The organism is Bradyrhizobium septentrionale (assembly GCF_011516645.4).
In the GTDB taxonomy this organism is placed as follows: Bacteria; Pseudomonadota; Alphaproteobacteria; order Rhizobiales; family Xanthobacteraceae; genus Bradyrhizobium; species Bradyrhizobium septentrionale.
Genome location: NZ_CP088285.1, coordinates 5,827,769 through 5,849,206, shown reverse-complemented (window position 1 = coordinate 5,849,206; position 21,438 = coordinate 5,827,769). Strand labels below are relative to the sequence as shown.

Genomic DNA, 21,438 nt, shown 5'->3' with positions numbered 1-21,438 from the left:
CAACGATGGCAGAAGCACTGGTCATCAAGGGTCTCAGCAAGCGCTTCGGCGGCTTGCGCGCCGTGCAGGACGTCAGCTTCACGGTGCAGGAGAACGAGACGGTCGCGCTGATCGGGCCGAACGGCGCTGGCAAGACCACGAGCTTTCATTTGATCACGGGGTTTCACCGGCCGGACTCCGGCTCGGTGCTCGCCTTCGGCCAGGAGGTCGTGGGGCTCAAGCCGCATGACGTTTGCGCGCTCGGCCTCGCCCGCACATTCCAGGTGGCAAAGCCGTTCGGCGCGATGACGGTGCTCGCCAATGTGATGACCGGCGCCTTCCTGCGCGACCGGCATGTTGCCGCCGCGCAAAAGAAGGCGCTGGAGGCAATCGAGTTCGTCGGCCTCGGCGCCAGGGAGCAGACGGCTGCCAAGGACCTCACCACCATCGACCAGCGCCGGCTGGAAATGGCGCGCGCGCTGGCGACGCAGCCGAAGATCCTGCTGCTCGACGAGGTGATGGCCGGACTCAATCCATCGGAGATCGACCAGGCTGTGGCGCTGGTGAAGAAGCTTTCCGCCAGCGGCCTGACCATCGTGATCGTCGAGCATGTGATGCGCGCGATCATGGCGGTGGCGCGCCACATCGTGGTGCTCGATCACGGCCAGAAGATCGCCGAGGGCGCGCCGAAGGAGATCGTGGAGAATCCCGAAGTGATCCGCGCCTATCTCGGCTCCTACGTGCATCCGCCGGCACAGGGGGACGCCCATGCTTGAGCTGTCCCACGTCAGCGCCAGCTACGGCTCGGTCCCCGCCATCACCGATGTCAGCATCTCGATCGGCGAAGGCGAAGCCGTCGGCCTGCTCGGCGCCAACGGCGCCGGCAAGAGCACGACGCTGCGCGCCGTCTCCGGCCTCGTCAAACTGTTCGCCGGCAAGGTCACGTTCGACGGCGTCGACCTCGCAACCCTGCCGCCGTACCGGATTCCCGAGCTCGGCATCGCGCATGTCCCGGAGGGACGCCAGGTGTTTCCGGAAATGACGGTGCAGGAAAACCTCGAGATCGGCGCCTATACCCCGAAAGCCAAGGCCGACCGCGCACGCACGATGGAGCTGGTCTACAGTATCTTCCCGCGGCTCGCCGACCGCAAGAAACAGCTTGCCGGCACCATGAGCGGTGGCGAGCAGCAGATGCTCGCGGTCGGCCGCGGCCTGATGCTCAAGCCCCGCCTGCTCATGCTGGACGAACCCTCGCTGGGCCTGGCCCCTGTCATGACCGACGTCACCTTCGAGAAGATCGGCGAGATCCACAAGATGGGCACCGCGATCCTGCTGGTCGAGCAGAATGTCAGCCGCGCCCTGTCACTGGTGCAGCGCGCCTATGTGCTGGAAAGCGGCAACGTAATCATGCAGGGCACGAGCGCCGAGCTCGCCAACAACAAGCAGGTGCAGGCGGCGTATCTGGGGATTTGAGACAGCGATCGGTCTCTCTGCCGTCATTGCGAGGAGCGAAGCGACGAAGCAATCCATGTCTCAGCAGCGACACCCTGAATTGCTTCGCTACGCTCGCAATGACGCCTCGTCCCCATCTGGCCATCCCGTCATCCTGAGGTGCGAGCGGAGCGAGCCTCGAAGGATGTACGGCCACCAACCGGGCCGTCGACCCTTCGAGACGGCCGCTCCGCGGCCTCCTCAGGGTGACGGTTATCGTTCTGGGTACGCGTCCGTCACACCACCACCGTCCGCTTCGGCTCGACTATCTCGAACATCCGCGGGAATTCGTCCATCAGCGCCATCAACTCATCGAGCCGCGACGGATCGCCCGCCACCTTGATCTTGCCGGCGCCGACCGCGTCGGGGAACGTGGTCAGCTTGGCAATCACCTCGTCCAGCACGCTGCGCGCCAGCGTGAAGCTCGCGTGCGCATCGGCGGCCTGCGCGCCTTTGACGTAGGTCAGCGCCGAATTCTCGAGATTGAGCACAAACGTCTCGCCGGTGTCGGTGAAGCTCCAGTTCAGCACGATGCGCTTACCTTCGGCCTTGGGACCGTTGAGACGGATGCCGAGCACGTCCCAGAGCTGCTCGGTGCGCAGCGCAGCCAGCGTCTCGCGCGGCATCGGCGAGCGCGGCGGGGTCTTCGGCATGCCCTGCCGCAGCTCCTGGGCGCCGAACAGATAGGCGTTGCGCCAGGTCGAGCTCTCCGCGGCGTAGCCGAGCTGCTCGAACGTGTCGGCCAGCAATGCGCGGGCCGCCTGATTATCCGGTTCGGCGAACACGAGATGGCTGACGGCCTGCGCCACGAAGCGGAATTCACCCTTGGCGAAATCGGCCGCGGCCCGTTTCAGGATTGCGTCGGCGCCGCCCATATACTCGACATACTTCTTGCCGGCCTCGACCGGTGGCAAGGGATCGAGATTGACCGGATTGGCGTCGTACCAGCCGAGATATTTTTGATAGATCGCCTTCACATTGTGCCTGATGTGGCCGTAATAGCCGCGGCCGTGCCAGGCGCCTTCGAGGCTCGAGGGCAGCCGGATCGTCTCGGCAATCTCGGCCGCGTTGAGCCCGTGATTCATCAGCCGGATGGTCTGGTCGTGCGCGTATTTGTAGAGATCGCGCTGCTGGCGGATCATGCTGTCGATCCGCTCCCGCCCCCACACCGGCCAATGATGCTGGCCGCACATCGCCTCCGCCTTGCCGCCCCACATCTGCAGCGCCTCGCCGAGATATTTCGACCAGGCCAGGGCATCGCGCACGTCGGCGCCGCGGAACGGCAACAGATTGTGGAAATTGTGCGTGCAGTTCTCGGCGAGGTTCAGGAGCTGGTAGCGCGGAATGAAGAAATGCATCTCCGCCGGCGCCTCGCTGTTCGGCGCCATCTGGAATTCGAATTCGACGCCGTCGATGATGCGCGTATCGCCGGTCGCGATGATCAGATCGGTTGGGCGCAGCAACGCCACGCCGCCCGCCGCCATGGTCTTGCCGAGGCCGCAATCGACCTGGCCGCGGACGCCCTTGGCGAGGAACGGCCCGAACTGGTACTGCGCGCGGCGCAGCATTGCCGGACCCGCGATGATGTTTTCGGAGACCGCGTGCTCCATGAAGAAGTTCGGCGCGATAATCGGCACGCCCGCCGCCAGCATGGCGTCGTCGAGCACGCCGCGCGCGCCGCCCCAATGGTCGGTGTGGGTGTGGGTGAAGATCACGGCGCCGACCGACCGCTTGCCGCGATGCTGGAAGTACAGTTCCATGGCGGCGCGTGCGCCCTCGATCGAGGTCAGCGTATCGACCACGATGACGCCCTTGTCGCCTTCGATCAGCGTCATGTTGGCGATGTCGAGCCCGCGCACCTGGTAGACGCCGGGTACCACCTCGAACAGGCCGTGATGCATGTTGAGCCGCGACTGCCGCCACAGGCTCGGATCGACGGTCGCAGGCGCTTTCTCGTCGGAGAGGAAGCCGTAAGGCTCGAGGCTCCAGACCACCCGGCCCTGGGCCGAGGTGACGTGCGCGTTCTCGATGGTGCCGAGGAAGCCGCGCGCGGCATCGTCGAAATCCCTGGTGTCGGCGAATGGCAGCGCCTTCAGCATCGCCTCGTGCTGCGCGATGACCGACGCGGAGGCCGCTTTCGGCAGTTGCTGCGACGTTTCAGCTGCGGTTGTCTGGGTCATACTCAAGCACTCCCTATACCTCGAGGAAATCAGTCCCGATCGCGCTGTACTCAGCGGAATTGCACGCCTTCGAACTGGCCGCTGTTGCGCCAGCCGTCGATATATTTGAAGTAGGCCAACGCGCCCGAGGGATGGCCGACATTGAGCTTGGCAGCGGGACCCGGCTCGCGGCCCTCATTGTTGTAGTAGCCGGGCGTGCAATCGGGTCCGCCGATCATCCGGCCGACGCTGGTCAACAGCAGCTCGACCCAGCGATCCTCGGCCTCCTTGCTGACCTCGATTTCCGTGAAGCCGTTATCACTGGCATGGCCGACCATCAAGGCGATGGTGCGCGCCGCTTCGGTCAGATTGTGCGGCACGTTGGAAATCAGATTGGCGCCCTGCGTCGGCTGCACGAAGAACACGTTCGGAAAGCCGTGCACGTGGATACCGTGCTTGGTACGCATGCCCTCGGCCCAATGCTCCGACAGCTTGATGCCGTCGCGGCCGGTCAGATCGAAGCCCGCGCGCCTGCGATATTCGGTCCCGACCTCGAATCCCGACGCGTAGATGATGCAATCGAGCGCATATTCCTTGCCCGCGACGACGATCCCGTTCTCGGTGATCTCCTCGACGCCCTTGCCCTCGGTATCGACCAGATGCGTGCCTGGCGTGTTGAAGGCCTGCAGATAGGCATCGTGGAAACATGGCCGCTTGCAGAGCTGGCCGTACCAGGCCTTGAGGTTCTTGGCCGTCTCCGAATCGCGGACGATGGTGTCGACCCGGTTGCGGATTTCCTCCATCTTCTCGAAGTCGGAATCCTCGAAGGTGGCCCGCATGTTTTCCAGGGTCCGCTGCTCGCGCGGCAGCAGCATGACCTTGGCGCGGATCCGCTTCGACAGGTCGGTCCAGCCGTCCTGCACCAGATCTTCCTCGGCCGATCCGCCAGCCTGGTTGGCGGTGAAATTCTCCAGCCAGCGCTGTTGCCAGCCCGGCGTCGCGATATCGGCAAACCAGTCGGGATCGATCGGGCCGTTGCCGCGCACGTCGACCGACGACGGCGTGCGTTGGAACACGTAGAGCTCCTTGCAGGCGCGCGCGAGGTGCGGAATGCACTGCACCGACGTTGCGCCGGTGCCGATGATGCCGACGCGCTTGTCGGCGAGCTTCGTCATCGGTGCGCCCTTGGGATCGCCGCCGGTGTAATCGTAATCCCAGCGGCTGGTGTGGAACGAGTGGCCCTTGAAGCGCTCGATGCCGGGAATGCCGGGCAGCTTCGGCACATGCAGCGGGCCGGTGCCGATGCCGACATATTGCGCGGTGAAGGCATCGCCTCTGGTGGTGCGGATGACCCAGCGCGATTGCGCCGAATCCCAATCGAGGCTCGTCACCTCGGTGTGAAACAGCGCATTGTCGTAGAGATTGAACTGCCGGCCGATGCGCTGGCAATGCGCCAGGATTTCAGGCGCGTGCGCGTATTTCTCCGACGGCATGTGGCCGGTCTCTTCGAGCAGCGGCATGTAGACCATGGACGCCGTGTCGCACTGCGCGCCGGGATAGCGGTTCCAGTACCAGGTGCCGCCGAAATCGCCGCCCTTCTCGACAATGCGGACATCCTTGATGCCGGCTTCGGTCAGCCGCGCCGCGGTGGCGAGCCCGGCAAAACCGCCGCCGATGAAGGCGAAGGTGACGTGGTCGGTCTTCGGCGCGCGTTCTGCGACCGGCGTGTAGGGATCGTCGAGATAATGCGCGAGCTGGCCCTTGATCTGGAGGTACTGGTCATTGCCGTCAGGACGCAGCCGCTTGTTGCGCTCCTCCTGATATTTCAGGCGCAACCGCTCCTTGTCGATCGCGGAGGGCTTTGCGTCGCGGGCTTGCTCGGTCATCGTCATCGGAAGGCGCCTCGTTCAGCGGTTTCTTATGCTTGTTCCGTGGCAGATTAGCCGATGTCAATACGATTGCGGAAGGAGGCGGACGCTGCACAGCTAATCGTGGGGAGCCTGCCCGTTGTCGCGATAGGCCCACAGGCATTCACGCGGCAGCGCGACCTGTGCCTCGACGCCGACCTGATGGCGCGCGGCGGTGCCGAGCTCGATTGCTTCCAGCCGTTTGCCGAACAGCTCGATGCCGTAGGCGGTCTGGGTGCCCTGATAGCGACGGTCGAGCACTTTTGCCGAGAATGTGTTGGCGCCATCGGGGCGGCCGATCGCGATATTCTCCGGCCGCAGCGCGACGCGGACCTTCTCGTCGGGCTTCAGCGTCTGGCACAGGGCGACCTCGCCTTGCCTGCCGTCGCCGAAATCGACCACGCCAAACCGGTCATTGCACGCGACCAGCGTGCCGGCGAGTTCGTTGGTCGCGCCGGTGAAATTGGCGACGAACAGATCGGCCGGGTGGTTGTAGATCATGTCGGGCGTGTCCATCTGCAGCAGCTTGCCGTCGCGCATCACGCCGATCCGGTCGCCAAGCACGACCGCCTCAGCCTGATCATGGGTGACGTAGAGCGCCGTCATCCCGGTCTGCTTGAGAATGACGCGGAGGTCGTCGCGCAGCCGCAGGCGCAATTTGGCATCGAGGTTCGACAGCGGCTCGTCGAGCAGCAACAGTTGCGGCCGATACACCATGCTGCGCGCCAGCGCGACGCGCTGCATCTGGCCTCCCGACAGCGCCACCACCGGCCTGTCCGCATAGTCGGACAGTCCGACCAGCGCCAGCGCCTCCTCGACCATGCGGTTGGCATCGGTGCGCCCGATCGTTCGATGCTTCAGCGGATAGATCACGTTCTGCCGCACCGTCATATGCGGCCACACCGCATAGGACTGGAACACCATGCCGAGGTTGCGCGCGCGCGGCGGCACCAGGATGCCGTGCGCCGGCGACGACACCACCCGCCCGGAAATGCTGATCTCGCCACCGGTCGGATGCTCGAGCCCGGCGACGCAGCGCAGCGTCGTGGTCTTGCCGCAGCCGGAGGGGCCGAGCAGCACCACGATCTCGCCGGCCGGCACGGCAAAACTGACGCCGTCGATCGCCGGGCGGCCGATCGCAAACTGCTTCCTGAGATCGCTGACCTCGAGCGTCGCCGTCATCGCTTCACCACCAGCCTATTGCCGATATCCAAACGTCTTGTCCCATTCCGCGACCCACGCCGTGTGCAGCTTCACATAGTCGTCGAACTTCGGATACCAGAGCTTGACCACCTTGGGATCGAACCCCTCCGGAAACGCCGGCGGCTCCTTCAACGAAGTGAGATTGCCGAGCTCCTTGATCATGAAGGTCTGCCCTTCGTTCGACAGGCACCAGTTCAGGAACAGCTTTGCCGCATTGGGATGGGCGGCCGTTTTCGGAATGCCGGACGCGTAGGGATTGACCGGAGCGCCCTCGGGCGGGAAGAAGATCTCGATCGGCGCGCCGTCCTTCTTCTTTTGATAGACCACGTTGTAGAGCAGCGGTGCGATCGCGATCTCGCCGCGCACCAGGGCATCAGCCGTCGGCGCGCCGGAGGGATAGAGCACGGGATGGGTCGCGGCCTGCCTGGCCCAGTAATCCTCGCCCAGCACCTGGCGCTCGAACATGATCCGGGTCCACGTCGTGCCGCCGGACTGCGCGAACACCTGCCCGATCAGCTTGTCATATTGCGGCTTGGTCAGATCCATCCAGGATTTCGGCGGATCCTTCACCAGCTCAGTGTTGTAGCCGATCGACCAGGCGATGGTGGCGCGGGGCCAGAGTTTTGGCGAGATCAGCGCGTGCGTATCGTAATCGGCCGCATTCGGCGGCGCATAATCCTGGAACAGGTCTTCCAGCGGCTGCATCAGCGCGCGGTCGGAGTGGTCGACCACGTCGGCGATCAGCTTGCCGGCGGCGGCCTCCGTCTTCACGCGGGTGATGAGCTGGCCGCCGGGCGCGCGGACCATCTCGACCTTGATCTCGGGAAAGCGCTTGTTGAACGCCTTGATCACCTGCTGCTCGATCTCGGCGAAGTTGGCAGTGTAGAACACGAGCTTGCCTTCGGCCTTCGCGGCAGCGATCAATTCCGGCGAGCCGAACTGCTGCGCCGATGCGGCCGGCGCCAGCGCGAATGCCGCGACGCCCGCCAAAGCCACTGTGGTGAAGGTTCGTCTATCCATCGCCATTCCTTCCCTCTTCTTGTTGTTATCCGGTCCGCGCCACATTGCCCTGCGCGGCGCCGCGCGACAGCCAGTTGGCGCCGCCGATCAGGACGCCGAGCAGCACCGTCTGCACCAGGCTGAAGGCCGCGGTCTTGCCGATATTGCCGCCCTCGTAATAGTCGAGCAGCAGCACCGACATCACCATGGTGTTGCTGGTGTAAAGGAACAGCGACGAGCCGAGCTCGCGGATCGCCAGCACGAACAGCAGCGTCATCGACGCCAGCACGCCTGGCCGCGCCAGCGGCAGCACGATCGTCCTGATGGTGCCGAGCATGCCCCGGCCGCAGACCCAGGCGGCCTCCTCGAGCTCGCGATGGATCTGCAGGAACGAGGTCGACAGCGCCTTCACGGTGTCGGGCATGAAGCGCGCGATGAAGGCGAGCGCGAGAATCCAGATCGTGCCGTAAAGCCCGCCGGGCACGCCGATCCAGGCCCACAGATAGGCGACGCCGACCACGAGCCCGGGGATCGCGACCGGCACTGTCGAGATCAGGTCGATGGTGCGGCGCCCGCTGACCCGGGTGCGATGGATGGTGTAGCCGATCGCAAAGGCGAGTGCGCCGCCGACCACCGCCGTGATGACGCCGACCTCGACCGCGTTGTAGATCGACCGCATCGTCAGCGGATTGTCGAAGATGCTCTCGAAATGCACCAGCGAGTATTGCCGCATGTCGAACAGGCTCGCGGCGTCGCGGATGAACATGAACTTGCGGAACGCCGCGACGATCAGCGCCAGCGACGGCAGCACCACGACGATGAGGAGGTAGCCGATCCCGAGCGCGAAGGTCAGCCAGCGCCACGGCCCGAGATCGAGGCTGCGCGGCCGGAACGCCTTGCCCGCCACAGTCGTGTAGCTGCGCCCGCTCAGCAGCTTCTGCTGCAGATAGACCAGGAGGCCCGTGACCACCATCAGGATGATCGCCACCGCCGCCGCGGTGTTGTAGAGCGGCGGCGACCAATTGGTGAGCTTGAAGATGTAGGTCGTCAGCACGTTCAGATTGGTCGGCGCGCCCAGCACGGCCGGGATGCCGTAGATGCCGAGCATCACGATGAACGACAGCAGCATGCCCGAGACGATCGCCGGCATGATCAGCGGGAACGTCACCGTGAACAGGGTGACGAACGCGCTGGCGCCGGAAATCTCCGCGGCCTCCTCCAGGCTCGGGTCCATGTTGCGCAGCGCCGAGGACGTGAACATGTAGACATAGGGCGCGTAGTAGATGCCGAACACGAACACCAGGCCCCACATCGAATAGAGATCGATGCGCAGGTCGGAGCCCATCCACTTGAACATCGTGTTGATCAGTCCGGTCTTCGGCGAGCCGAGGATGGCCCAGGCCACGCCGGCCACCAGCGGCGGCGCGAACAGCGGCAGAATGCTGGCCGCCGCGATGAAGCCCTTGAAGGGTGTATTGGTGCGAACGACGATCCAGGAGAACAACAGCCCGATCGCGACCGCGATCACGGTGCCGCCGCCGCAGGCGATCAGCGTGTTGAGCAGCGCTTCGGCGACGTTCGGATTGGCGAGCACGGCGAGGAAATTGGCGATCGACAGATGGCTCAGGCTGAGACGGATGCCGTCGACCACCGGATTGGTGTCGGTGAGCGCGCCGAGCAGCAGCATGAAAACGGGATAGATCACCAGGAAGGTGAGGATCGCCAGCAGTGCTGCGACCCAAAGGCCGGTGAATGCGCGGCGCCGAGTTCCCTCGCCGGCGCTTCGCATGGCATCGCTGCGCCCGTCGGCCTGTCCGTGCAATGCGCGCGTCCCCTCTTGCGGCGCGATCTGACGTCGCGCCTGCTTGCATACCAAGCGTAGTCGATCGCGACTGTGACGCAAGCTATCCGAAAGTCGTCTCGGCGCGATTCTGTGACGCACCGCGGCGCGGCCTTGCTTTCGCGGGGACGACACTGGCATGGTTCTCGCCCAGCACACGCGACCATCGGACCCGTCATCCTGAGGTGGCCGCTTCTTCAGCGGCCCTCGACGGATCGACGGCCACCGGCTGGGCCGTCCATCCTTTTCTGATTCACCTGTCAAACAGCTAGTTCGGTGTCATCACCCGCGAAAGCGGGTGATCCAGTATTCCAGAGACGTCGGTGCTTGAGCCGATGGGCCGCGGCGTACTGGATCGCCCGGTCGAGCCGGGCGATGACAGTGTGGGTGGGGACATAGCTTCGCATTCTCGCGACATGATTTGTCCGAGGTTTGCTTCTCGTTTCACCCTCTCTCGATCAGAGGGGAGAAAGCAAAGAAACTTCACCGCAAGACTGCCCTCGGCCGCCCCCTGCCGACGCTCCGGCTCGGAACAATCCGGACCGGCGTTCGGCTCTAGGCGAGATAATTGCCTTCGAGCGCCGGCATGATGTCGAGCACATCGAAGTAATGGTCCCAAAACCTCGTCTCGCGCAAATGGTCGCAGAACCAGGCCCAGGCCGAGAGGTCGCTTGTTTCGCAGATCATGACGTCGGTCGCCCTGGTCGAGAAGGCCTCCGGCTCGAACCAGCGCACCCTCAGCTCGGGACGGCGCCGGAGCAGCGGAATGACCTCCTCCTGCAGGAAGGCGAGGCGCTGCTCGGTCTTCAGATCGAGCCAGTGCCGCGTGGTCTTGACCATGACAAAGATGTGAAACGTATGCGGATCGTCCTCGTGCTCCGGAAGCACGGGGGACGACGTCGTTTGCAGTGTGACCATTGATCGGTTCTCCTTTCACGTCCATAATGTGAGCAATTACTCATATTATTCAACTCGCGTTCCAGGAGCGGCTCTCCATGCCGGCGAAGCGGCGCATAAAGGCCCGGAAACAGCCGCTGCAGCAGCGTTCACGGGAAACCGTGGCGGTCATTCTGGAAGCGGCGGCTCGCGTTTTGGAGCAACGCGGGCTCGAGGGTTACAACACCAATGCGGTGGCCGAGCGCGGCGGGATCAGCGTCGGCTCGGTCTACCAGTACTTTCCCAACAAGGACGCGCTGACGCTGGCTTTGATTGCCAGGTTCGAGGACGCGCTGCTGGCCAAGGTGCGGGACGCGGTCACAGCCTCCGAGGGCAAGAGCCTGACCGCGTCGCTCAACCTCATCATTCGCGCCCAGCTCGAGGCGCATGCCGAACGGGCCGGGCTCAACCGCATCCTGGAGACCGAGGAGGATCGCCTGCGTCCGGCGTCATCAGACTCCTCGGCGGCCAGCGAACTGAAGCAACTGGTCGCCGCCTTGCTCGCCCGGCACCGTCGCGAGATCGTAATGACGGTCGACGACGATGCCATCGAGGACCTGATCGTGATCAGCCGCGCCATGGTCGACCATGCGCTTCAAAAGGATCTCTCGCAGGCCGCCGCCAGCCGCCGGGCGCTGCGCGCCGTCGAGGGATATCTGCTCGGGCCGCAGGCGGACCTTTGAGCGCTCCCGGCAAGGCCGCTTCGCATACGCATCATGCAGCGGCGCGGCTGGGGAACGGGGTGCCGGCGTAGTACATGGCGCTCTGGAGACATTGTCAGGCATGCTCGAAAAGACCCCCACCACCGGCGCGGCTGCGGCGCCGATCACCGATGGATTGCCGTGGGAAACCCGGCGCTGGGCGGTGGCGGCGATCTTCACCGCGCTGGCGATGGCCTCACTCGACACCGCGATCGCCAACATCGCGCTGCCCGCGATCGCCAACGATCTGCATGTCAGCCCCGCCGAAGCGGTATGGGTCGTCAACGTCTATCAGATCGCCCTGGTCGCGACGCTGCTGCCGCTCGGCGCGCTCGGCGAAATTGTCGGCCACCAGCGCATCTATCTCGGCGGCCTCCTGCTGTTCACATTGGCGTCGCTCGGCTGCGCGCTGGCGTGGTCGCTGCCGAGCCTCTTGGTCGCGCGCACCCTGCAGGGGCTTGGCGCCAGCGGCCTGATGAGCGTGAACACCGCGCTGGTGCGCTTCGTCTATCCAAGCCGGATGCTCGGCCGCGGCTTCGGCCACAATGCGCTCGTCGTCGCGACCGCGTTTACGTTGGGACCAACGATCGCGTCGGGAATCCTCGCGCTTGGTCCATGGCCCTGGCTGTTCGCCGTCAACATTCCCTTCGGCATCACAGCCTTGCTGATCGGCATGAAGACGCTGCCGAAGACGCCGCGCGCCACCCACAGCTTCGACTTCGCCGGCGCCGCGCTGGCCTGCGCCTGCCTCGGCCTCTTCATCATCGGCATCGGCAGCGCCGCCCACAAGACGGCGCCTGCGCTTGTCATCGCCGAGCTTGTCGGCGCGATCCTGTTCGGCTGGATCCTGACCCGGCGGCATGCCGATCATCCGGCGCCGATGCTGCCGATCGACCTGTTTCGCCGGCCGATCTTCGCGCTGTCGGCCGCAACCGCCGTCTGCTCATTCGCTGTGCAGGGCCTCGCCTTCGTCTCGCTGCCGTTCTACTTCGAGGACATACTGCACCGCTCGCAGGTCGAGACCGGCTTCTTCATGACGCCGTGGCCGCTGGTGGTCGCCTTCATGGCGCCGATCGGCGGCCGGCTGTCCGACCGCTATCCGGCCGGCATCCTCGGCGGCATCGGCATGCTACTGCTCGGGCTCGGCATGGTGCTGCTCGCGACCCTGCCGGCCGAGCCCAGCGTCGCCAACATCGTCTGGCGCACGATGATCTGCGGCATCGGCTTCGGTTTCTTCCAGACTCCCAACATGAAGGCGATCATGTCGAGCGCGCCGTCGCATCGTAGCGGCAGCGCCAGCGGCATTGTCGCGACCGCGCGGCTGACCGGGCAGACCACGGGTGCCGCACTCGCCGCGCTCTGCTTTGCGTTGGCCGACCGCGAGGGCGCCACCGTCGCGCTGGCACTGGGTGCCGGATTTGCCGCGCTCGGCAGTGTCATGAGTTTCCTGCGCCTGGCGGTCGCCTCGTCGCAAAAGACATAACAGGCATGCAAAGCGCGATCCGCGACCAAACACCGCGCCATCAACTTTCTTCCGCGCTGCGAGCGCATTTTCTTGATTTGAACCGTTCCAGTTTCAAGGCCACCATCGCGCCGCAGTCCAATCGGTGGATTGGACTATTCAGGGAAAAGCGATGGCAAATCTCAAAATAAACGGCAAAACAATCAATGTAAACATCGAGGACGACACGCCACTGCTGTGGGCGATTCGCGAGAATGTCGGACTGACCGGGACCAAATACGGCTGTGGCATTGCACAGTGCGGCGCCTGCACCGTTCATATCGACGGCGTCGCGATGCGCTCCTGCGGCGTCACGGTGAGCGAAGCCGCCGGCAAGGACATCACCACCATCGAGGGCCTCGCGGCCAACGGCGTGATGCACAAGGTTCAGCTCGCCTGGATCGCCGACGACGTGCCGCAATGCGGCTATTGCCAGAGCGGCATGATCATGGCCGTGGCGGCGCTGCTGAAGGAGAACCCGAAGCCGACCGACGACGACATCAACGACGCCATCACCAATATCTGCCGCTGCGGCACCTTCCAGCAGGTGCGCGAGGCGATTCATGCTGCCGCAAACGCATGAGGAAGCAGCCATGAATCTGCAAGTCAACCAGCACGTCATGCCAAATCATTCTTCTCGTCTCAACCGCCGCGCTTTCGTGATCGGCACGGCAACCGCCGGCGCCGGTCTCGCGCTCGGCCTCGATCTTCCGTTCGGCGGCCCCTCCGTGGTGCGCGCGGCCGACGGCGCGCCTGAAGTCAACACACCCGAAATCAACGCTTGGGTCGTGATCCGGCCCGATGACACCGTGGTGATCCGCATCGCCCGCTCCGAGATGGGCCAGGGCACGCTCACCGGTCTTGCCCAACTCGTCGCCGAGGAATTGGAGTGCGACTGGTCGAAGGTCACCACCGAATACCCGACGCCCGGCCAGAGCGTCGCCCGCAAGCGCGCCTGGGGCGATTTCTCGACCGGCGGCAGCCGCGGCATCCGCACCTCGCAGGACTATGTCCGCAAGGGCGGCGCCACCGCGCGCGTGATGCTGATCCAGGCGGCGGCCAATGAGTGGAAGGTGCCGGCCACCGAATGCAAGGCGGCCAACAGCGTCATCACCCATACGCCGTCGGGCAAGACCACGACCTATGGCAAGGTTGCAGAAGCCGCGGCCAAGCTCGAGCCGCCGGCCGACGTCAAGCTGAAGGACCCGAAGGACTGGACCATCGCCGGCAAGGGGCTGAAGCGGCTCGACACCGTCGACAAGACCACCGGCAAGATGACCTATGGCATCGACGTCAAGCTGCCGGGCATGCTGAACGCCGCGATCAAGGACTGCCCGGTGTTCGGCGGCAAGGTGAAAAGCTTCGACGAAGCCAAGATCGCCGGCATGAAGGGCGTCAAGAAGGTGGTGCCGGTCGGCGAAAGTGCCGTAGCCGTCGTCGCCGACACCTGGTGGCACGCCAAGACCGCGCTGGATGCGCTGCCGATCGTCTGGGACGAAGGCCCCAACGCAAAGGTCTCCAGCGAGACGATTGCGAGCTGGCTCGCCGAGGGTCTCGACAATGCGCAGCCGGCCTATGTCGGCAACCAGAACGGCGACGCAAAGGCGGCCATCGCCAGTGCGGCCAAGAAGGTCGAGGCGGTCTACAGCTATCCCTACCAGAACCACGCCACGATGGAGCCGATGAACGCCACCGTGCTCTACACGCCTGACAAATGCGAGGTGTGGTGCGGCACGCAGAATGGCGAAGCGGCGTTCGCGGCGGCGCTCGAGGCCTCCGGCCTGCCGGCCGACAAGGTCGACGTGCACAAGGTGATGCTCGGCGGCGGCTTCGGCCGGCGCGGCATGACCGACTATGTGCGGCAGGCGGTGGCGATCGCCAAGCAGATGCCGGGCACGCCGATCAAGCTGCTGTGGTCGCGCGAAGAGGATATGCAGCACGGCAAGTATCACCCGATCACGCAGTGCAAGCTGACCGGCGCGTTCGATGCCGACAACAATCTGGTCGCGCTGCATTACCGGCTGTCGGGCCAATCGATCCTGTTCTCGGTGCGCCCGGAAGCGCTGCAGAACGGCATGGACCCCGCCGCGTTCCAGGGCGTCGCGCAAGCCGGCGAGGCCGCGATCGGCTATTCGGTGCCGAATTTGCTGGTCGAGCATTCGATGCGTAACCCGCACGTCCCGCCGGGCTTCTGGCGCGGCGTCAACGTCAATCACAACGCGATCTACATGGAATGCTTCATGGACGAGCTGGCGCTGGCTGCCGGCCAAGACCCGCTCGAATTCCGCCGCAAGCTGATGGGCAAGACCCCCAAGCATCTCGCGGTGCTGAACGCCGTCGCCGAGAAGATCGGCTGGAGCACGCCGGCGCCGCAGGGCGTCTATCGCGGCATCGCGCAGGTGATGGGCTATGGCAGCTATGTTGCCGGCGCCGCCGAGATCTCGGTGACCGACGGCAGCAAGATCAAGGTGCATCGCATCGTCGCCTCCACCGATCCCGGCTATGTCGTCAATCCGGCGCAGGTGGAACGGCAGATCGCGGGCTCGTTCGTCTACGGCCTCAGCGCGCTGTTCTATGGCGGCTGCACCGTAAAGGACGGCCGCATCGAGCAGACCAACTTCGACACCTACAACTCGATGCGCATCAACGAAATGCCGAAGGTGGAAGCGGTGATGGTGCCGAGCGGCGGGTTCTGGGGCGGCGTCGGGGAACCGACCATCGGCGTTGCGGCGCCGGCGGTGCTCAACGCCTATTTCGCGGCGACCGGAAAGCGCATCCGCACTTTCCCGCTGCGCAACCAGAACATCAGCTTCGCCTGATCAAACCATAAGCGGCGGCCCGAGCGGCCGCCGCCCCCTCCTCAGGATTATCGTGCATGGCCGTCACGCGTCATCCGACGCGCAGGGATGTCGTCCGTGGCGCCGCTGCCATCGCAGCGGCGGCCGCATTGGCGCGTCCGTCATTGGCGCAAGGCGCGCCGCGCATCGCGGTGATCGGCGGCGGCTTCGGCGGTGCGGCCTGCGCGCGGGCGCTGCGGCGGCTCGATGCAAAACTCCAGGTCACGCTGATCGAGCCGAACAAGATTTTCACCGCCTGCCCGTTCAGCAACGAGGTGATCGCAGGCCTGCGCGAGCTTTCGGCGCAGCAATTCACCTACGACAAGGTTGCGGCCGACGGCATCGTAGTTGCCGCGCAGGCGGCCACAAAGGTCGACGCGCAGGCGCGCAGCATCATTCTCAATGATGGCACGTCCCTCTCCTATGACCGGCTTGTCCTCGCCCCTGGCATCGATATGCGCTTCGACGCCCTGCCCGGTTATGACGAAGCGGCGGCGGAGAAGATGCCGCACGCCTGGAAGGCCGGCGCGCAGACGATGCTGCTGCGCAAGCAGATCGAAGCCATGGACGATGGCGGCCTCGTCGTGATCGCCGTCCCCGCCGCACCGCTGCGCTGTCCGCCGGCGCCCTACGAGCGCGCCAGCCTTATCGCGCATTACCTGAAGGCCAGCAAGCCGCGCTCAAAAATCCTGGTGCTCGACGCCAAGGATAATTATTCGCAGCAAAAGCTGTTCGAGAAAGCCTGGACGGAACTCTATCCCGGCATGATCGAACGGATCGCACTGTCGCAAGGCGGCCGGGTGACGGCGGTCAATCCGGCGACCAACGAGATCGTCACCGACTTCGGCAACTACACCGCCGCGGTCGCCAATGTGATCCCGCCGCAGCGCGCCGGCCGCATCGCCGAGATCGCCGGTGCCGCCGACCACACCGGCTGGTGCCCGATCGATCCGGTCAGCTTTGCCTCGAAGCTCGTGCCCAATATTCATGTGATCGGCGACGCCGCGATCGCCGGCGGCATTCCAAAGTCCGCCTCCGCAGCGGCCGCGCAAGGCCGGGCCTGTGCGGCGGCGATCGTCAACTCGCTTGCAGGCAGGGCGCCGGAGACGCCGCGGCTCGATGGTGCCTGCTACAACACGGTGGCCCCGGGCTATGCCTTCTCCCTGAAGGGCATCTATCAGCCGAAGGAAGATCAATATGCCGAGGCCGAGGTGACCACGAGCCCGGTCGATGCACCGCGCGAGGTGCGCCAACGCGAGGCCGATCAGGCGCTGGACTGGTTCAGGCGGATCACGGGAGACGCCTTTGGCTAGGCTCCCCCTCGTGGCATTGCTCGCAGCGGTCGCGTTCGCAGCTTGCGCGCCTGCCGGCGCCGAAGCACTGCGGCCCTATACCGTCGTGGGCGATGCGATTCCGCAGCCGCTGACAGGAACCAAGGGCGACGCAACCCGCGGCCGTGCGCTGATCGTCGAGCGTTCCTCGACTTGCATCCTCTGCCACAGCGGCCCGTTTCCGGAGCAGGCGTTCCAGGCCGACCTCGCGCCGAGCCTCACCGGCAGCGGCGCCCGCTGGTCGGAAGGACAGTTGCGGCTCCGGCTGGTCGATGCGGCGCATCTCAACGCGGCGACGATCATGCCGTCCTATTACCGCGTCGATGGGCTCACGCGCGTCGGCACCTTATGGCGCGACAAACCGATCCTGTCGGCGGAGCAGATCGAGGACATCGTGGCCTATCTGGTAACGCTACGGAACTAGGACCTAGGAATGACGAATTCGGACCACGCCACACGTCGCACGTTCCTGAGCCTCACCGGCGGTGCCGCGGTGCTGGTGATCGTGCGGCCGGCCGACGCCACGCCAGCGATGCTGCAGGCCGCGATCCGCAATGTCGTCGGCGAAGCCAATGTGCTGATAGGCAAGGTGAAGCTCGACATCCCGCCGCTGGTCGAGAACGGCAACACCGTGCCGATGACGGTCAGCGTGACCAGCCCGATGACGGCGGACGAGTATGTGAAGAGCATCCATATCTTCAACGAGAAGAACCCGCAGCCGAACATCGGCAATTTCTATCTCACACCGCGCGCCGGGCGGGCGCAGGTGTCGGCCCGCATCCGCCTCGCCGACAGCCAGAAGGTCACGGCCATTGCACGGCTCTCCGATGGCACGTTCTGGTCGGCGACCGCAGACGTCGTGGTGACGCTCGCCGCCTGCACCGAGGAGGCGATCTGATGCCGTCGGCTTTGATCAACGTGCCGGCCAAGGCCAGGCGCGGCAGCGTCATCGAGATCAAGACGCTGATGTCGCACATCATGGAGACCGGCTATCGCCACACCGCGTCGGGCGACGTGGTGCCGCGGGACATCATCACGAGCTTCACTTGCCGCTTCAACGGCACCGAAATCTTCCGCGCCGATCTCTATCCTGCAATCGCCGCCAATCCGTTCATCACTTTCTTCACCACCGTGACCGAGAGCGGCAAGTTCGAATTCGAATGGATCGGCGACAAGGGATTTTCGGAGACCGCGCAGGCTTCGATCACGGTCGAATGAAGATTGCCGTCTGCATCGCGCTGCTGACGGCGATGGCGGGCGCAGCGCTCGCCACCGAAATTCCGCAGGCCGAGCGCCGCTCCGGCTACAGCTTCATGAGCGCAGATACCAAGGCGATGCAGGACGAGGACACCGCCAATCCCGGCATGCTATTTGTGCTCGACGGCGAGGCGCTGTGGAAGCGCAAGGCCGGCAGCGCGGACAAGGCCTGCGCCGATTGCCACAATGATGCGCACGTCAGCATGAAAGGCGTCGCGGCGCACTATCCGGCGCTCGAGAAGGCACTGGGAAAGCCTGTTGACCTCGAAGGGCGGATCAACCTCTGCCGCGCCAACCACCAGCAGGCGTCGCCATTTGTCTATGAAAGCCGCGAGCTGCTGGCGCTATCAGCCTATGTCGCACAGCAGTCGCGCGGCATGCCGATCGCTGCCGGCGACGATCCGGAGCTCGCGCCGTTTATCGAGAAGGGCCACGCACTGTTCATGCAGCGGCAGGGCCAACTCAATCTCGGCTGCGCCAACTGCCACGACGACAATTGGGACAAGAAGCTCGCGGGAAGCGCGATCACGCAGGCGCAGCCGACCGGCTATCCGCTCTACCGGCTGGAGTGGCAATCGCTCGGATCGTTGCAGCGGCGGCTGCGCGCCTGCATCACCGGCATCCGCGCGCAGGCCTACGAGTACGGTTCGCCGGAGCTGGTCGAGCTCGAGCTCTACCTGATGTCGCGGGCGCGCGGCATGCCGATCGAGACGCCAGCGGTCAGGCCGTAAGCAGCATCGGCTTCACCCGTGCAATTGCAAGCGGAGCGAAGCAATCCATTGCTCCCGGCTGTACCGGAAGATGGATTGCCTCGTCGCTTCAGCGCAAAATTGCTTTGCAATTTTGTCGCGAACTCCTCGCAATGACGGGGCTGGAGATCAGTGCGAAGAATACGAAGATCAACGCTCGGCGAACGCCTTCTCGACCACGAACTGCGCGGGCTCGCCGTGATTGCCCTCGACGAAGCCGCGACCATTCAGCAGCGTGCGGGTGTCGGCGACCAGCGCCGGCGAGCCGCAGATCATGACGCGGTCATGCGCGGGATCGAGCGCCGGCAGGCCGATGTCGGCGAACAGCTTGCCCGAGGTGATGAGATCGGTGATGCGGCCGCGATTGCGGAACGGATCGCGCGTCACGGTCGGGTAGTAGATCAGCTGGTCGCGCACGAGATCGCCGATCATCTCGTCCTGCGGCAGCCGCTCGGTGATCATCTCGCCATAGGCGAGCTCCTTGACGCGGCGGCAGCCGTGCAGCAGCACGACCTTCTCGAAGCGGTCATAGGTCTCGGGGTCCTTGATCACGCTCAGGAACGGGGCGAGGCCGGTCCCGGTGCCGACCAGATAGAGGTTGCGGCCGTCCTCGAGGTTGTCGATGACCAGCGTGCCGGTGGCCTTGCGGCTGACGATGATCTCGTCGCCTTCCTTGAGATGCTGGAGGCGCGAGGTCAGCGGGCCGTCCGGAACCTTGATCGAGAAGAACTCGAGCGTGTCCTCGTAATTCGCGCTGGCGACGCTGTAGGCCCGCAACAGCGGCTTCTCGCCGACCTTGAGCCCGATCATGGTGAACTCGCCGTTGCGGAAGCGGAACGACGGGTTGCGGGTGGTGGTGAAGGAGAACAGCGTGTCGGTCCAGTGATGAACGCTGAGGACGCTTTCCTGGTTGAAATTGCTCATCGCACCAATCCCTGATCTGTGCTGCGGCTGGGCGAGGACTTGAACCCCGTTGACCGGCCGGATCGTTTGTATACGATCATTCGTATACAAACGAATAATCCGGCTTGATCCGAAAGTCAAGCCGGGCTCAAATTCCCGGGCAATTTCGGAAAGACAACAGAAGGAAAACACCCATGGCTCACGACGCGCCCCAGGCCACCGGCCCGAGCAAGCTGGTGATCCGCAATATCGGGCTACTGCTGTCGGGAGCCATGGAAAGGCCTATCCTGGACGCCGATACCATCGTCGCCGAGAACGGCAAGATCACTGCGATCGGCCGCCTCAAGGACGTCGACACCGAAGGCGCCACCACCATCGTCGACGCCAATGGCACGACGGTCGCGCCCGGCCTGATCGACAGCCACGTCCATCCCGTCGCCGGCGACTGGACGCCGCGGCAGAACCAGACCAACTGGATCGACAGCTATCTGCACGGCGGCGTCACCACCATGATCTCCGCCGGCGAGGTGCACATGCCCGGGCGTCCGCGCGACGTGGTCGGGCTGAAGGCGATGGCGATCTTCGCGCAGCGCGCGTTCTGGACGCTGCGGCCGGGCGGCGTGAAGGTGCATGCCGGTGCGCCGGTGATCGAATGCGAGATGGTCGAGGACGATTTCAAGGAATTGGCCGCCGCCGGCGTCAAGCTGCTCGGCGAGGTCGGGCTCGGCGGCGTCAAGGACGGTCCGACCGCGCGCAAGATGGTCGGCTGGGCGCGCAAATACGGCATCCAGAGCACGATCCACACCGGCGGCCCCTCGATCCCGGGCTCCGGCCTGATCGACAAGGATGTGGTGCTGGAGGCCGACACCGACGTGGTCGGCCACATCAATGGCGGCCACACCGCACTGCCGGACGACCAGATCCGCTGCATCTGCGAGGGCTGCAAGCGCGGGCTCGAGCTGGTGCACAACGGCAATGAGCGCTCGGCGCTGTTCACGCTGCGCACCGCGCGCGAGATGGGCGACCTGCACCGCGTCATCCTCGGCACCGACGCGCCCGCCGGCTCCGGCGTGCAGCCGCTCGGCATCTTGCGGATGGTGTCGCTGCTGTCCTCGCTCGGGGAGCTCCCCGCCGAACTGGCGTTCTGCCTCGCCACCGGCAACACCGCGCGGATGCGCGAGCTCGATTGCGGCCTGATCGAGGTTGGCCGCTCCGCCGATTTCGTGCTGATGGACAAGGCGCAGCACTCGCCGGGCAAGAACATCCTGGAGAGCGTTCAGCTCGGCGACCTCCCGGGCATCGGCATGACCATTATCGACGGCATCGTCCGTACCCAGCGCAGCCGCAACACGCCGCCCGCCGGCAAGGTGCCGGAGATCGTGGCGAAGTAGGCAATAACTGCAATCGCTCCGTCATCCTGAGGTGCGAGCGGAGCGAGCCTCGAAGGGTGAACGGCCCGTGGCAGACAACCGGGCCGTTCGCCCTTCGAGACGGTCGCTTCGCGACCTCCTCAGGGTGACGGTGATCGCTTCAGCGCAGCTCGCCGAGCAGGGTCATCAAGCGCCAACCCGGAATGACGTAACCCGTGCATTATGTGCCATCTTACCGCACCGGAACGTTGCTTTCACCTGTCACCATTGGGGTG

At 65.0% G+C, this 21,438-nt stretch carries 19 protein-coding genes; 12 read left to right on the top strand and 7 right to left on the bottom strand.

The features are described 5' to 3' along the window. The first annotated feature begins 5 nt into the window (after positions 1-5). Positions 6-755, top strand: a complete 750-nt coding sequence (locus tag HAP48_RS29740; protein ID WP_166203349.1) for an ABC transporter ATP-binding protein — start codon at positions 6-8, stop codon at positions 753-755. Further along, positions 748-1,452 (top strand): ABC transporter ATP-binding protein, encoded by a 705-nt coding sequence (locus HAP48_RS29735; protein WP_166203347.1) that lies wholly within the window; start codon positions 748-750, stop codon positions 1,450-1,452. The genes HAP48_RS29740 and HAP48_RS29735 overlap by 8 nt, the downstream gene beginning before the upstream one ends. Positions 1,453-1,706: 254 nt before the next feature. Here the strand turns inward: HAP48_RS29735 and HAP48_RS29730 are convergent, their stop codons facing one another. The 6 genes from HAP48_RS29730 to HAP48_RS29705 all read right to left on the bottom strand — a co-directional run bounded on the left by HAP48_RS29730 (position 1,707) and on the right by HAP48_RS29705 (position 10,496). Next, entirely contained in the window at positions 1,707-3,650 is a 1,944-nt protein-coding gene (locus HAP48_RS29730) for an alkyl/aryl-sulfatase (RefSeq protein ID WP_166203345.1), read from the bottom strand. Positions 3,651-3,700: 50 nt separating this feature from the next. Next, positions 3,701-5,521 carry a flavin-containing monooxygenase gene (locus HAP48_RS29725; RefSeq protein ID WP_166203343.1) on the bottom strand — a complete coding sequence of 607 codons (1,821 nt, stop codon included), beginning with the start codon at positions 5,519-5,521 and terminating at the stop codon, positions 3,701-3,703. A 93-nt stretch (positions 5,522-5,614) separates the two neighbouring features. Then, positions 5,615-6,718 (bottom strand): ABC transporter ATP-binding protein, encoded by a 1,104-nt coding sequence (locus HAP48_RS29720; RefSeq protein ID WP_166203341.1) that lies wholly within the window; start codon positions 6,716-6,718, stop codon positions 5,615-5,617. Positions 6,719-6,733: 15 nt separating this feature from the next. Then, complete coding sequence (locus tag HAP48_RS29715) at positions 6,734-7,759, bottom strand: ABC transporter substrate-binding protein (RefSeq protein WP_224496674.1); 1,026 nt, start codon at positions 7,757-7,759, stop codon at positions 6,734-6,736. Positions 7,760-7,784: 25 nt separating this feature from the next. Next, the gene (locus HAP48_RS29710; RefSeq protein WP_224496673.1) at positions 7,785-9,560 is read right to left on the bottom strand and encodes an ABC transporter permease; all 1,776 of its coding nucleotides are present in this window, start codon (positions 9,558-9,560) and stop codon (positions 7,785-7,787) included. A 573-nt stretch (positions 9,561-10,133) separates the two neighbouring features. Beyond that, positions 10,134-10,496, bottom strand: coding sequence for a darcynin family protein (locus HAP48_RS29705; protein WP_166203339.1), 363 nt, complete (start codon positions 10,494-10,496; stop codon positions 10,134-10,136). Between the two features lie 77 nt (positions 10,497-10,573). Between HAP48_RS29705 and HAP48_RS29700 the strand changes: the two genes are divergently transcribed. From HAP48_RS29700 to soxA, 9 genes are all read left to right on the top strand, one after another. Further along, positions 10,574-11,197: a TetR/AcrR family transcriptional regulator gene (locus tag HAP48_RS29700; RefSeq protein WP_166203337.1), complete on the top strand. Its 624-nt coding sequence runs from the start codon at positions 10,574-10,576 to the stop codon at positions 11,195-11,197. Positions 11,198-11,297: 100 nt separating this feature from the next. Next, complete coding sequence (locus HAP48_RS29695; RefSeq protein WP_166203335.1) at positions 11,298-12,698, top strand: MFS transporter; 1,401 nt, start codon at positions 11,298-11,300, stop codon at positions 12,696-12,698. A 151-nt stretch (positions 12,699-12,849) separates the two neighbouring features. Continuing rightward, on the top strand, positions 12,850-13,299 hold the full coding sequence (locus HAP48_RS29690) for a (2Fe-2S)-binding protein (protein WP_166203332.1): 450 nt from the start codon (positions 12,850-12,852) through the stop codon (positions 13,297-13,299). A 10-nt stretch (positions 13,300-13,309) separates the two neighbouring features. Beyond that, positions 13,310-15,535, top strand: a complete 2,226-nt coding sequence (locus HAP48_RS29685) for a xanthine dehydrogenase family protein molybdopterin-binding subunit (RefSeq protein ID WP_166203330.1) — start codon at positions 13,310-13,312, stop codon at positions 15,533-15,535. 56 nt (positions 15,536-15,591) lie between these two features. Next, positions 15,592-16,866, top strand: coding sequence for an NAD(P)/FAD-dependent oxidoreductase (locus HAP48_RS29680; protein ID WP_176399241.1), 1,275 nt, complete (start codon positions 15,592-15,594; stop codon positions 16,864-16,866). Next, complete coding sequence (soxX, locus tag HAP48_RS29675; protein WP_224496672.1) at positions 16,859-17,308, top strand: sulfur oxidation c-type cytochrome SoxX; 450 nt, start codon at positions 16,859-16,861, stop codon at positions 17,306-17,308. The genes HAP48_RS29680 and soxX overlap by 8 nt, the downstream gene beginning before the upstream one ends. A 9-nt stretch (positions 17,309-17,317) precedes the next feature. Further along, positions 17,318-17,782, top strand: coding sequence for a SoxY-related AACIE arm protein (locus tag HAP48_RS29670; RefSeq protein WP_166203326.1), 465 nt, complete (start codon positions 17,318-17,320; stop codon positions 17,780-17,782). Beyond that, positions 17,782-18,102, top strand: a complete 321-nt coding sequence (gene soxZ, locus HAP48_RS29665; RefSeq protein ID WP_166203324.1) for a thiosulfate oxidation carrier complex protein SoxZ — start codon at positions 17,782-17,784, stop codon at positions 18,100-18,102. Before HAP48_RS29670 ends, soxZ begins: the two co-directional genes overlap by 1 nt. Beyond that, the gene (gene soxA / locus HAP48_RS29660; protein ID WP_166203322.1) at positions 18,099-18,872 is read left to right on the top strand and encodes a sulfur oxidation c-type cytochrome SoxA; all 774 of its coding nucleotides are present in this window, start codon (positions 18,099-18,101) and stop codon (positions 18,870-18,872) included. The genes soxZ and soxA overlap by 4 nt, the downstream gene beginning before the upstream one ends. A gap of 168 nt (positions 18,873-19,040) precedes the next feature. Here soxA and HAP48_RS29655 read toward each other — a convergent pair whose 3' ends face one another. Beyond that, the gene (locus tag HAP48_RS29655) at positions 19,041-19,814 is read right to left on the bottom strand and encodes a ferredoxin--NADP reductase (protein ID WP_166203320.1); all 774 of its coding nucleotides are present in this window, start codon (positions 19,812-19,814) and stop codon (positions 19,041-19,043) included. Positions 19,815-19,987: 173 nt separating this feature from the next. Between HAP48_RS29655 and HAP48_RS29650 the strand changes: the two genes are divergently transcribed. Further along, positions 19,988-21,184, top strand: coding sequence for an amidohydrolase family protein (locus HAP48_RS29650; RefSeq protein WP_166203318.1), 1,197 nt, complete (start codon positions 19,988-19,990; stop codon positions 21,182-21,184). The last annotated feature ends 254 nt before the right edge of the window (positions 21,185-21,438 follow it).